Source organism: Roseobacter sp. N2S (assembly GCF_031454055.1).
In the GTDB taxonomy this organism is placed as follows: domain Bacteria; phylum Pseudomonadota; class Alphaproteobacteria; order Rhodobacterales; family Rhodobacteraceae; genus Amylibacter.
On the sequence record NZ_JAVDQB010000016.1, the window covers coordinates 1 to 13,030 of the forward strand.

Genomic DNA, 13,030 nt, shown 5'->3' on the forward strand with positions numbered 1-13,030 from the left:
GTCGGTCGGATATGAAATTCGTGACATGGTGTTCCTCCAGATTGTGTTCATGGATGTTCGTGACATGGTGTTCCTCCAGATTGTGTTCATGGATGTTCGTGACATGGTGTTCCTCCAGATTGTGTTCATGGATGACGGGAGCCTCCTCTGTTCCTGCCGTTCCACCATAAACGTAGAGGTCTAATTTTATGGGTGTCAAGTTCAAATTTGAGTAACATCAACGCCTTTTCCACAATTCGTGTCGTTGTGCCCTAATTAAAGAGAATAGAGGCTAATTTTTCCCTGACTTTTCAATGGCTGCTTGTACCTCTATTTGTGGCATTGTACCTTTAATTAGGATACTGTACCCTAATTTAGGATACAAGATTATCTGTGGATAACTTTCGGCGATTTGTGATGAAGACGCGCTGTGAAATCTGAAGCCGTTGCGAAACATCGTGCTGCTATTCTGCGGCCGCTTCTTGAGCTTGAAAAAAAGGGCGACCCAATTGGTCGTGCCATTGGCGACGCGGCATGGGAGTTGGGTCTTTCCAAAAGCTATACTTGGAAGCTTTACCGTCGTCTCAAAGAGAACGATGCTCGATCCGTTGCGCTGCAACCGGGTCGGCGCGGGCCTAAACCTGGAAAAGGGCGTCTTGCTCCGGATGTGGAGCGCATCATCAGCACCACCCTTAGCCGCTACTATCTGGTTCGAGAACGTTCAAGTTTTTTGCGCATTTGGCGTGAGATACGCTCAGAGTGTGATGCAAAGGGCTTCCAGCCTCCGACCCGTCGAACAGTTAAGCGGCGGCTAGATGCGATGGACCAGCGTAAGGTCATCTCAAAGCGACATGGCGCGGACGTAGCTGGACAATTGTTCGCAGCGCGTCCTGGCAAACTCGACGTTCCCGACCCACTCGACGTCGTGCAAATCGATCATACCAAGGCCGATGTATTTTTGGTCGATCACATCGATCGACAGCCTCTTGCGCGGCCGAACCTGACGATGGCGATCGATGTCACCACGCGTGTGGTGTTGGGCGTATACGTGAGTTTCGATGCACCGTCCGTTCTGTCGGTTGCGCTTTGTCTCGACCATTGCGTGCGCCGAAAGACAGTGCATGTGCCCGGCACCCTTGAAGAGCTTACCTGGCCTACGGCTGGTATTCCGAAGGCTGTTCATGTGGACAATGCCCAGGAGTTCCGCAGCAGAGCGTTCAAGTCCGCGTGCGAGGATTGGGGCATTGATGTTTCCTATCGTCCCAAGGGCGGCAAGCATTACGGAGGTCACATTGAGCGCTTGATCGGTACAACTATGGGTTCGGTTCACGTATTGCCTGGAACCACGCACTCGTCACCCAAAGACAAGGGTGACTATAACAGCGAACAAAACGCGACTTTGACGCTTGCTGAGTTTGAAGACTGGCTTCATCTTGAAATCTGTCGGTATCACAACACCCCGCATCGGGCTCTTGGCCGGACACCTCTTGCTGCCTGGAGCGATTTGGGTGGCGATACAGCAGGGCGGCAAGTTGTCGATGTGGACGCGTTTCGATCGAGCTTCATGCCTTTTGAATGGCGCAAGCTTGGCCGCACAGGGATCACGCTTTTTGAAGTGCGCTACTGGAATGATGCGTTTGCGTCCTTGATCGGGCGGGGCAAAGAGAAGGCGCAAGTCAGATTTGATCCGCGGAACCTATCGAAGATTTGGGTGCAGGTAGACGATGGTCGCATGATCGAAGCGCGCTACCGAAATCTCAGTCATCCCGAAATCTCTCTTTGGGAAAGTCGCCGCGCCCGCAAAGAATGGAAAGAAAAGCACGGTGGGCGGATCCACGAAAAGGCGCTGTTTGATATGGTAGACGCGCAAAGGCGTCTGGCCGAGGCAGCGCGCCAGAAAACCAAGGCAGCCAGGCTGGGTAAAGAGCGGGATGCGCGCCTGTCAAAGGCCCCAAAGCAGCGCGACCCTTCTCGTGAAATGTTCGCGATTGATACCGGCAACCCTGATCTTCCAACCTATCCCATAGATGAATTTCATGACCCAAAACGAAAGAATTGACCGCATTCGCAGCGACCATTGGATCGCTTTTGATCGTGCAACGATTGTCCTCAATCGATTGACATCATTGATGGAAACACCGCGACAAAGTCGCATGCCAGGTTTGATGGTCTATGGGAGCTCTGGCATCGGGAAGACGATGATCGCCAAACGTATGGCGAGCAAGTATCCCACTCAATACAAGAGTGATCTCGGGATCACCAAGACACCTGTATTGCTGCTTCAGGCACCACCCGCGCCGGATGAGAGAAGGTTCTACCAACACTTACTATCTACGATTGGCGCGCCCATGTGGGGGCGTCGCACAGTCTCGGAACTGGAGGTTCGGGCGCTGAACCATCTCAGAGACATGGACCTGAAAATGCTCATGATTGACGAGGTGCACAATCTGCTTGCCGGCAGTTACAGGGAGCAACGTCGGTTCCTCAACATGCTACGGTTCCTCGCAAATGAGCTTAGCGTATCGCTCGTGGTCTTTGGCGTTAACGAAGCGCTTGATGCCGTCCGTGGCGATGACCAGCTTGCGCGCCGGTTGGATGAACATTTTTTGCCGCTTTGGGAAGACGATGTAGAGTTCTCACGTCTGATCCAAACACTGATCGCGGCCATGGCGCTGGAAAAACCTTCGGGCCTGACCGTTGCTTCGCTCCGAACCATCCTGAAGGTGACCGGCGGGGTCACGTCCCGCGTCTTTATCATGATTAAGTCTCTGGCCATCGATGCGATTCATTCTGGGGAAGAGAGGATTACGGATGAGGCTGTCGCGACATGGCGGCCGACCTGGAACAAACATGCGTGGACGGTTCCGCTTGAGACGGCCGTTGAGGCCGAGTGACCATCAAGCTTCTGCCCCGCCGACCACCACCCCTATGCGATGAACTGCTTTCGAGCTGGCTTACCCGGCTGGCACAAGCCAATCACTGTTCAACCGAAGAACTGTGCGGCTATCTTGGCTTGCAAAGGGGCAGGGTGCCCGACCGCTCGAGCGACCTTGAGCAAGTTTGTGTAGACCGATTGTGCGCGGCTGTTGGAAGAAAACGTACCGAGATTGCGGCGATGACATTGCCAAATTTGAGCGCCCGCTCATTGAACTATCTGGCAACACATGACTTTCAGACCTGCACATATTGCCAAGAGCAAACGCCGGATCTGGTATTGCGCCACTGGCGGTTTGCTTGGTCGACAAACTGTGAAAGTTGCGGTCGGTCTCTGGTATCGACATGTCCGCATGCTGGTATCTCAAAGCGTATGAAAGCGCGTGCGGTTCAGGGGGCTAAAAGATTGGCGTCAGCTGTAGTCTCTGGCGACCAACAAAGCCTGCATCAGTTCAGACAAACGTCAGACCTTCTGCGATTGTGGAAATTGGCGGATGCAGATGCGCTGATCTCTGAGAACCAAGCCCAAAGAACAATTGTTCTCGCTGCGATTGAACTCGGATCAAAGCACCCGTTGCTTCGCACTGCCTATCGGGTGGCGCGAAACAACCGGGCAGCGCGGAGTCTGTTGCGTACGTTTCCGCGACAGAGTGAGGCTTTGGAGAATCTCCAGAGCTGGGCCCGACTTCATGAATATCGATATGCAGACCAGGGAGCCATAGGCCGCCGAGCTAGAACACGAGGGCTCGGAACAACTGGACTTGTGCCATCCGAGAGAGCGCTTCATGCGGCACGACGCGCAATTGAAGAACTCGGCTCCAACACTGATCGACATGCACTTCTGCTCCGCGCGCAAGAGATTTGGCAGACGGAACCACTCATCCGAAGGTCGCCGAAACCTGTGGACATATCCTAAATAGAGGCACAGAAATCGCCAAAATAGGCCAGAAGCGGTAATTTCTCTTTTATTAGGGTACTACGACACCCATCCTTCCGCACTGAGGTTTGTTCTGCGATTGAAGCCCTTCATTGATTTGAGGGAGTTTCTCGATGGGAGCTACAAGCGAGTTTCTCACACCTGTGCCACGGCGATCAGATGGCAAGCGGGAGTGGCCATTGGATCTGTTCAGGCTTCCCAAATCCTGTGAGTTCTGAATCAAGGTTGCAAACAGAGGAGGGCAACCTTGACCCGTCATGTCTTGACCGACGCCCAATGGGCGATCATCGAACCTTTCTGCCTTGGCAAGGCCACAGATCCCGGCCAAACCGGACGCGATCCACGCCTGTTCATGGAAGCTGTGTTGTGGATTGTGCGAACCGGTGCGCAATGGCGGGAACTGCCCGTCGAATTCGGGAAGTGGAATTCTGTCTTCAAACGGTTCCGGCGGTGGGTGAAAGCTGACGCTTTTTACAGCATGTTCAGGACCTTGGCTGCGGACGCCGATTTCGAATACGCGATGATCGACGGTTCCATCGTCAAGGTCCACCGCTCCGGCCAGGGCGCAAAAGGGGGACTCAGAGCCAGGCCATAGGGCGCTCGCGCGGCGGCATGACGACGAAGATCGTTGCCCTGACCGACGCGCTTGGCAACCTTGTCGATTTCCGCCTGTTGCCGGGGCAAGCGCATGACCTGCGCGGCGTGCCGGAGTTGATCGACAGCCTCGCCGCAGATCACCTGCTTGCGGACCGCGCCTTCGATGCCGATTGGCTCCGAACCGCGCTGGCCGAACGGAGCATTGCCCCGGTCATTCCGCCAAAATCCAACCGCCGCTTTCCTGCCGAGTTCGACAAGGAAACCTACAAATGGCGTCATCTGATCGAAAACCATTTCGGAAATCTCAAGGAAAACAGAGGCATCGCCATGCGCTCGTGCAAGACCGACCAGAGCTTCAAGGCGTTCATTTCACTGGCCGCATCAATCACTCAACTCAGATGAACGTCAACAGGCCCTAGCTTCGTGCGTTTGAAAAGGAGTCCCGCCTGCTTACCGCAGTTGACCGGATTGCACTGCGAAGCAGGGAAGAACTCTGACGAGCTGGCATCTAATGTCATATTTAAGGGCAACAAACGGCGCCCAACGCGACAGCCGTGCATCGCATTTCCGGGGCGCGCTTGCGCAGGCTGTGCTGAATGTCACTTGACCAGTTCGCCGGGCGATAGCTGACGAAATGCAGTCATGTTCATACGGCCCACATAACTACATGTATTAAAATGAATTATCATCAAAAATTTGCCAGGCGGACTGTCTACTCTCCGGAATATAATAAACATGTTGACTATAATTTGGGCCGATGCTAAACCTTGACCTGCGACAAATCGTCGGATTCGACATCGCACCGGGCAGGGAGGAAAGCCCGGACGACCAATCAGGGAGGACTACATGAATATTCTTGTGAAGACCGTGGCGGCAGGGATTCTGTCGGTTGCGGCAATTTCGTCTGCTGCACATGCAGAGCTGAAAAGCATCACGATCGGGACGAATCCTGCTGGATCGACGTTCTTTCTGATCGGTGGCGGCCTGGCTAAAATGTATCAGGAAACGCTCGGAGTTCGATCGACGGCACAACCGCAGGGCGGATCATCGATCTATCTGCCGATGATCAACAACGGCGAAATGACGCTGGGCCTGTCATCGTCGATGGATGCCGGGCTGGCCTATACTGGTGAGAGCTTTCCCGAGGCGAGCAAGGATCTTCGCACGCTTGGCCGGATCTGGATATTGCCATACGCCTTCATCGTTTCGGGCAATTCCGGCATCAGCAAGATGGAAGAGCTGAAGGGCAAGCGGATCATGGGCGACATGCCCACCAACGTTGCCCTGACCCAGCTTAACAAGGCCATGCTGAAAAGCGCCGGCCTTACGCCTGAGGATGTCGATTTCGCCAAGTCAGGCGGCTTGCTGGATGGCATTCGAGCCGTGGTCGAGGGCCGGGCCGATGCTGCGCCGGTTGCCGTGACGATGCCCCAACTGATCGAGGCAAACGGTTCTGCTGCCGGGGGTATCCGCGTGGTTGCGAACGGTGTGGCCGCAGATGAGGCATTCTATGGTGCCGAAGTGCCGGGAACCCGTCTGGGAGTCGCCAAACCTGTCGCCACACGACCATTTATCGTGGGTGAAACCAGTATCGTAAACTACGACACCCTGCTGATGACCAGCACTGTGATCTCCGATGACGATGCCTATACCCTGACCAAGGCGCTCTATGAAAACTGGGAAAAGCTGACGAAGGATTACCCCCCTTTGCGCAGCGTTGCGCAGGCAGCACTTGCGCTTGAGGAGCCGACGGTTCCTTACCATCCCGGCGCGGTCCGCTTTTACAAAGAGGTCGGCCTCTGGACTGATGCACACGAGGCCGCCCAGGCGCGTCTGAAGTAACCCCCCCCACGATCTGCAACCCTCGTCCCCCCTCGCGCGCGGAGCCGTGTGAAGGGGGCAACAAGGAGCCATGTGATGACAACGCTCAATCAGCGAGTGCTGGATCTGTTCGTGATCCTGTTGTGTGGCCTGGCCATAGCCTGGGTCATGAATATCCCGGAAATGCTGGGCGTTTCGCTGGTCACCCAGCAGATAATCGCCATCATCGTCGGCTTGGCAATCGGGATTGCGTTTCTAAAACACCCATATTCGGACCGCAGTGCGCCAGTGGATCTGGCACTGGCACTTGCCGCCAGCGCCAGTTGGTTCTGGTATGCGCTGAACTTCGAAGAGTGGATGTTGATGATGGCCTATCGCACTCCTGCTATGTGGGTGCCGGGCATTCTGGCGATCGGCCTGATGATGGAGGCGCTGCGCAAATCGGGCGGTGTTATCATCACCGGACTGGTTGGCGTGATTGTCGCCTACGGCTTTCTGGGCAACCATCTGCCTGGCGTGTTTCAGGCCGAAGTGTTTCCGCCCGCCAAAACGGTCCTCTATCTTTATGCCGATAGCAGCGGAATTCCGGGTATCGTCCTGAGGATTATCATCAACCTGGTGCTGCCTTTCATTCTCTTCGGCAAGATGATGGAAGTTGCGGGCGGAATGACATTTTTCACCAATCTGGCAATGCGAATGCTGGGCCGTTGGCGGGGTGGACCGGCCAAAGGTGCATCGTTCGCCTCGGCCGCGTTCGGGATGCTTTCCGGCTCAACTGTCGCCAATATTCTGTCGACCGGGATCGTCACCATACCGTTGATGAAAAAGACCGGCTTCAAGGACTACCAGGCCGCCGCAATCGAGGCCGTCGCCTCGAACGGAGGCCAGATCATGCCGCCGGTCATGGGGGCCACGGCGTTCATCATCGCCGAGTTTCTGCAAATTCCATATAGCGAGGTTGTCCTGGCCGCGATCACCCCGGCGCTTCTCTATTACATCGTTCTTTTCGTGAAGATCGACGCGATCGCATCCCGCGAAAACATTCGGGGGCTCGGTGACGAGGAATTGCCGAGCCTTAAGGAAACGCTGAACGGAAGCTGGGTGTTTTTCGTCCCGCTGGTCATCATGATCTATCTGATGTTCATTGTGGGCTATGATCCCGGCCGTTCGGCCATCGTGGTCACCGGGATCCTGTTTCTGGCCTATGTCGTGCGCAGCGAGTTCCGCCCGAAAATGGCGGACATCTGGGCGGTGATCAAGGGATCGGGAACCGAATCTATCCCCGTCATCCTGATCGGCGCGGGCGCCGGTGCCGTGATCGGCGTGATGAATTCCTCCGGCTTTGCCTTCCAGCTTACGCTTCTTCTAACCCATCTCGCCTCTGCCTACGGCTTGTTCATGATGCTGTTGGTCGCGGCTCTGGTGTCGATTGTGCTGGGAATGGGGATGCCGACCGTGGCCGTTTATGTCGTGCTGGTCACCATTGTAGCGCCGACGGTGATTGACCTGGGTGTAGACCCGCTCGGGGCGCATCTGTTCCTGTTTTACTTCGGCCTGATGAGCATGATTACCCCTCCGATCGCCATGGGCAGCATCGTGGCCGCTCAGGTCGCAGGAGCGAATATGTGGACGACCGGCTATTATGGTTTGCGTCTGGGGATCAGTGCCTATCTGCTGCCCTTCCTGTGGGTCTATAATCCCGCGCTTCTGCTCGATGGCACGCCCGTGCAGATCGGCATCGTCCTGGCGAACTGCGCGGCGGCGGTCATGCTTTTACGGGCGTCGATGCTGTCGAGCACACTGTCGTTCATACCGGAATGGCTCAACGCGGTGCTGTTAATCGTGCTGGCGGTGATCTGCGGCGGGGCAACCGTCTGGTTCGGCCATGACAGTATCATTGCGCTGGCATTCTCCGCATTGGGCCTATTGCCGACCCTGATGAGGCTCGCCCGTTCGCACCCGGCAAAGACCGCCTGATCCCGGCCAGCCGGGTGCTGGCCTGAGAGCCCAATCCAACCTGCTGCGTCAGTGAATTCTTTCAGGCAGCAAACAAGAACTGGAGACTATGAATGAACAAGGTATTCGACGCCACCAGCATGACAGATCTGGACGAAGGCGTTCTGGATCGCGGCGCTTTCGTCAGCGAGGAAATCTATCGCCAGGAGCTTCAGACGGTTTTCACCCGCGCCTGGCTGTTTGTCGGCCATGAAAGCCAGATCCCCAATCCGGGCGATTTCTTCAGCTCGCGGATGGGTGAGGAATCGGTGATTTTGGTCCGCGACAAAGCCAGCGTGATCCACGTCTTTCTGAACTCCTGCCGCCATCGCGGTATGAAGGTCTGCCGCTACGACCAGGGCAACACCTCGCTCTTTACCTGCCCATACCATGCCTGGACCTATGCGACAGACGGCAAGGTGCGTGGCATCCCGCAATATAAAGAGTTGTACGACGGCGTTCTCGATCGCGAAAAGTGGTCGCTGATCGAAGTGCCCAAAATGGTCAATTACAAGGGAACGATCTGGGCCTCGTGGGATGAGAACGCGCCGGATTTCGAAACCTATCTTGGCGAGGCGAAGCTGCATTTGGATCAGGCGCTCGACTGTCGTGACGGGCGGCCGGGCGGCTCAGAGGTGATCGGCGTTCATAAATGGGTCTTTCCGTCGAACTGGAAATTTGCTGCTGAAAACTTTCTGGGCGATTCCTATCACAATCCAAGCCACCGCTCGGTGGATCTGATCGGTATCGGACCATCGGCCCGGCAGGGCATCAAGGGTCGGCGGGATAATGAGCTGGAGATGGCAAAGCATGTCTGGATCGGCTTTGCCGCGGGGCATGGTGTGCATTCCGCCGTGCAGGCGATGGGGGCCGAATATGTCAGCCAGTTCGCCAACGACCCGGAAATCGAGGCCTATTTCCGTCATTGTCATGAAGAGCGCAACCAGCGTCTGGGGGATGACGCCCGGTTGCTGCCGTTTACGGGCACGATTTTTCCGAACACGTCCTATCACGGGCGTCAGCCACGCAATTTGTGTGTCTGGCATCCGCACAGCCCGACCGAAACCGAGGGCTGGCGGTTCTTCTTTGTCGATGCCGACGCCCCGACCAAGGTCAAGGATTTCCTGCGCCGGTTCTACATGCGTTATTCCGGGCCTGCCGGAATGACCGAGCAGGACGATATGGAAAACTGGCTGTATGCGACCAAGGCCAGCACCGGCACCATCGCGCGGCGCTATGCGTTCAACTACCAACTTGCCCGCGATCAGGCCCATTTGGACCCTGAGGTGAACGGTCTGACGGTGCGGGGCAGGGTCAACACGAAAATGACCGAGCATATGGCCCGCGGATATTACCGGCGCTGGAAGGCCTATCTGGACTGCGCCGACTGGGATGAGCTGCTCGGTCGTAACGACCCGCGCTTTGCCGCCACCAAGAAGGGATCGCCGCAATGACGCGCGGGGTTGTCATCGTCACGGGTGGCACGTTTGGTCTCGGGCGCGAAATTACCCTATGCCTCGCGGCGAAGGGCTATTCGGTCGTGGCCTTCGGGCTTGAGACGCCACAGGTTTCCAGCACCGCGCAAAATGCCATTCCCGGCCTTCGGGCCGAGGCCGAGGCACACGGTCTGGATGTGGCCCTGCTGGAGGCCGATGTCTCCGATGAAACGGATGTCGCACACGTTCTCGCGGCGACGCTGGAGCGTTATGGCCGGATTGACGGGCTGGTCAACAATGCTGCGATCGGCCCCTTGGGCACGATCCTGGACACGGAGCCAGATCTTTGGAACCGGATCGTCGCGGTCAATCTGCGCGGCCCCTATCTGATGGCCCGCGCGGTGATCCCGCACATGGCCGAACAAGGCGGCGGCTGCATCGTCAACGTGGGGTCTGGCGCCGGATGGGGCAAGGAGAACATGGCGGCCTATGCCACAACCAAGGGCGGGATCATTGCCCTGTCGGCCGCCATGGCGCTTGACCACTTCCACGACCGGATCCGTGTCAACACCGTCATTCCCGGCGGCGGGGGCATCGTCGCGGGGATGAGCCTTGGGCGTGTGCAGGGGGATCGCACAAAACTTGGCCCTGACGCGGTGGGCACCGTCGCCGGACGCGTCGCCAATGGCACCGATCTTGGCAATGCCATTGCCTATCTGATGTCGCCCGAGGCCGAAGCGGTCAGCGGCACGATTATCGATGTCGGCTGTTTTGCGCATCAGGGCAGCTCAACACCCAACAAGCGCAAGATTTTGAAGGAGAAAACCTGAATGGATATCAAGGAACATACCCCCACGATCATCCGCGACGACGCCTATTTCCGTCTGCGTCAGGAGGTTGAGGAATTCTTTTACGACGAAGCGGCCATGCTTGATGAACGCAGGTTCGACGAATGGCTGGACCTGATGCACGACGACATCGTGTATTTCATGCCGATGCGCCGCAACGTCAAATTCGGCATGCATCAAGACCGTGAGGATACGCTTCTAGAAGAAGGCATGAGCTGGTTCAACGAAGACAAATGGACGCTTGAAAAGCGGGTCGAACAGATCATGACGGGTGTTCACTACGCAGAGGAACCGCTGTCACGGGTGTCACATCTGGTGACCAATGTGCAGGTAACCTCGGCTTTCCCCGATGCCGCCAATGCGACTGAAATCAACACGAGTTGCCGCTTCTATATCTATCAGAACCGGGTGGAGCACGAGCATTACAGTTTCGTTGGTCGCCGCTATGACACCCTGGTCCGCGATGGCGGCCGGATGCAGGTGCGGCACCGCCGGATCATTCTCGATCAGAATGTTCTGCTGGCGAAATGCCTGACGGCGTTTTTCTGATCCTCAACGGAGTACCAATCATGCAACCCAAAGGGAATGTCGATATCGGTATCGGCGTAGATCTGATGCAGATCGCCACGGGCGATGTGCTGCGGCTGAAAGACGGGCGCCTCGGAACCGTGGTCGAAAACATGCAAGACGGTCAGTGGGTCGAACTGCAGTTCCCGGATGCGGCCACCGGAGATGAACTCGAACTGATCCACAGTCAGGAAATCGACCAACTTGTCCCCCGGTCTGAATAGGAGCTGCGCCATGCTGCGGATGCGTTTCATGCCGTGCGATTTTCACCCGATCCTTCTGGTGCTTGGCAACGCGGCGGACCTTGCGCGGTTTGCCGATCTGCTGGCCGGATTTGCCCGCACGGGAGACGCGATCGATCTCGAACGGTCCGGAGTGTTTTCCGAAGATACCACGGTTCGCCTTGTAGAAGAGACCACTCCGCCGGGGCTGTGGCGCGATGGCACATCCGGCAGGCGCCTGATCTGGCGTCTGACGCGCGACCAGGCCACGGAATTCGCGCGCGAGGTCAGCAAGATTGCCGACGGCCACACGCTCGCCGGGTCAGCGACACTGGAATGCGAGGTGCTCAACGAGATCCGCATCAAGGTTTCGTTGGGGGAATTCGAAGACGAATTCCTGCTTGGAAACGCCTGTTGAGAGATGATCATGGCCACACAAGCGCAAACCATTGTGATCCTTGGGGCAGGGCAGGCCGGGGCGTCGGTTGCGACGCGGCTGCGCGAAAACGGTCATGTCGGCCGCATTGTCCTGATTGGCGACGAGACGGATCCGCCCTATCAGCGCCCGCCCTTGTCAAAGAAATACATGACCGGCGAAATGGAATGCGAACGGTTGTATCTGAAGCCTGCCGAGGCCTATGCCGCGATCGGGGTCGAACTGATCACCGGGTGCCGGGCGCTGGCCATTGACCGGGTTACGCAGCAGGTCGAGTTGACCGGGCACGAGGTGCCGTTGGGATATGATCAGCTTGTTCTGACCACCGGGGCACGACCGCGGGCTTTGCCCGAGGCGCTCGTGAACGGCTTCGACAATATCCTTTGTTTTCGTGAAATGGCCGATGCCAACCGGCTGCGGGCCCTGATGGCGCCAGGCCGGCGCATGCTGGTATTGGGCGGCGGCTATATCGGGCTGGAAACCGCAGCCGTTGCGCGTGGTCAGGGACTGGATGTGACGATCGCCGAACAGGGAGAACGCATTCTGGGGCGCGTCGCCTGTGCCGAGACAGCCGATCATTTTCGCAACCTGCATCAGGGCAACGGGGTGCGGATACTGGAAAATACCCGGCTGGAGCGGTTTGAAGGCAAGGACGGTGTGGCGGAGCGGGCGATCTTTGCCGACGGGCGCGCGATCGACATCGATCTGGTGGTGGTCGGGATCGGCATACTGCCGAACCAGGATCTGGCCGACGCCGCCGGGATCGACTGCGATCAGGGTATTCTGGTGGATGAGATGTGCCGCACCTCCGATCCACGTATCCATGCGGCGGGCGACTGCGCGCGGTTCCCGTTTCAGGGCCAGCCGACGCGGCTTGAATCGGTGCAAAATGCGATCGCGCAGGCCGAGCATCTGGCCGACAGTCTGACCGGGCGCTGTGTGCAGGGCTACGCCCCGGTCCCGTGGTTCTGGTCCGATCAGTATCAGTGCAAATTGCAGATTGCCGGGCTGAGCCGTGGCTATACCCACATCGTTCAGCGTTCGGGCGGGCGGCCCGGTGCCGTCAGCATCTGGTATTTCGATGACAGCGGTTTGATCGCCGTGGATGCGATCAACGATGCGCGCGCGTTCATGCTTGCCAAACGCTGGCTCGAACAGCCCAGGCGCCCGGCGCAAGAAATGCTCGGCGATCCGCTATGGGATCCGAAAACATTCTGAATACGACCGGCGGACCAGTGCCGCCCAGACAAATCAAAGGA

13 protein-coding genes are annotated in these 13,030 nt (G+C 57.3%); all 13 read left to right on the forward strand.

Going from position 1 to position 13,030, the window contains the following annotated elements; genetic code table 11:
- Window positions 1-184: hypothetical protein (locus tag GGE09_RS21975; RefSeq protein WP_309748280.1), on the forward strand; the 184-nt coding region annotated here is incomplete at its 5' end.
- A gap of 225 nt (window positions 185-409) precedes the next feature.
- Entirely contained in the window at window positions 410-2,038 is a 1,629-nt protein-coding gene (locus tag GGE09_RS21980) for a Mu transposase C-terminal domain-containing protein (protein ID WP_082894773.1), read from the forward strand.
- Window positions 2,016-2,873 carry a TniB family NTP-binding protein gene (locus tag GGE09_RS21985; RefSeq protein WP_229678661.1) on the forward strand — a complete coding sequence of 286 codons (858 nt, stop codon included), beginning with the start codon at window positions 2,016-2,018 and terminating at the stop codon, window positions 2,871-2,873. The genes GGE09_RS21980 and GGE09_RS21985 overlap by 23 nt, the downstream gene beginning before the upstream one ends.
- Window positions 2,870-3,829, forward strand: a complete 960-nt coding sequence (locus GGE09_RS23475) for a TniQ family protein (protein ID WP_111368995.1) — start codon at window positions 2,870-2,872, stop codon at window positions 3,827-3,829. Before GGE09_RS21985 ends, GGE09_RS23475 begins: the two co-directional genes overlap by 4 nt.
- Window positions 3,830-4,097: 268 nt before the next feature.
- Window positions 4,098-4,849, forward strand: a protein-coding gene (locus GGE09_RS21990) for an IS5 family transposase (protein ID WP_205388207.1) whose coding sequence is annotated in 2 segments (ribosomal slippage) — window positions 4,098-4,428 and window positions 4,428-4,849 — 753 coding nt in all. Because the reading frame shifts where the segments join, the coding sequence is not laid out codon by codon here.
- Between the two features lie 444 nt (window positions 4,850-5,293).
- Complete coding sequence (locus GGE09_RS21995) at window positions 5,294-6,289, forward strand: TAXI family TRAP transporter solute-binding subunit (protein ID WP_114275069.1); 996 nt, start codon at window positions 5,294-5,296, stop codon at window positions 6,287-6,289.
- A 75-nt stretch (window positions 6,290-6,364) separates the two neighbouring features.
- Window positions 6,365-8,245: a TRAP transporter fused permease subunit gene (locus GGE09_RS22000; protein WP_114275068.1), complete on the forward strand. Its 1,881-nt coding sequence runs from the start codon at window positions 6,365-6,367 to the stop codon at window positions 8,243-8,245.
- 92 nt (window positions 8,246-8,337) lie between these two features.
- Window positions 8,338-9,717, forward strand: a complete 1,380-nt coding sequence (locus tag GGE09_RS22005; protein WP_205388206.1) for an aromatic ring-hydroxylating dioxygenase subunit alpha — start codon at window positions 8,338-8,340, stop codon at window positions 9,715-9,717.
- Entirely contained in the window at window positions 9,714-10,529 is an 816-nt protein-coding gene (locus GGE09_RS22010) for an SDR family NAD(P)-dependent oxidoreductase (protein WP_162792917.1), read from the forward strand. Before GGE09_RS22005 ends, GGE09_RS22010 begins: the two co-directional genes overlap by 4 nt.
- Window positions 10,530-11,096 carry a 3-phenylpropionate/cinnamic acid dioxygenase subunit beta gene (locus GGE09_RS22015; RefSeq protein ID WP_114275066.1) on the forward strand — a complete coding sequence of 189 codons (567 nt, stop codon included), beginning with the start codon at window positions 10,530-10,532 and terminating at the stop codon, window positions 11,094-11,096.
- Between the two features lie 20 nt (window positions 11,097-11,116).
- The gene (locus GGE09_RS22020) at window positions 11,117-11,338 is read left to right on the forward strand and encodes a hypothetical protein (protein ID WP_114275065.1); all 222 of its coding nucleotides are present in this window, start codon (window positions 11,117-11,119) and stop codon (window positions 11,336-11,338) included.
- Between the two features lie 10 nt (window positions 11,339-11,348).
- Window positions 11,349-11,753 (forward strand): hypothetical protein, encoded by a 405-nt coding sequence (locus tag GGE09_RS22025; RefSeq protein ID WP_114275064.1) that lies wholly within the window; start codon window positions 11,349-11,351, stop codon window positions 11,751-11,753.
- A gap of 9 nt (window positions 11,754-11,762) precedes the next feature.
- Window positions 11,763-12,989 (forward strand): FAD-dependent oxidoreductase, encoded by a 1,227-nt coding sequence (locus GGE09_RS22030; RefSeq protein WP_114275071.1) that lies wholly within the window; start codon window positions 11,763-11,765, stop codon window positions 12,987-12,989.
- Window positions 12,990-13,030 lie beyond the last annotated feature (41 nt).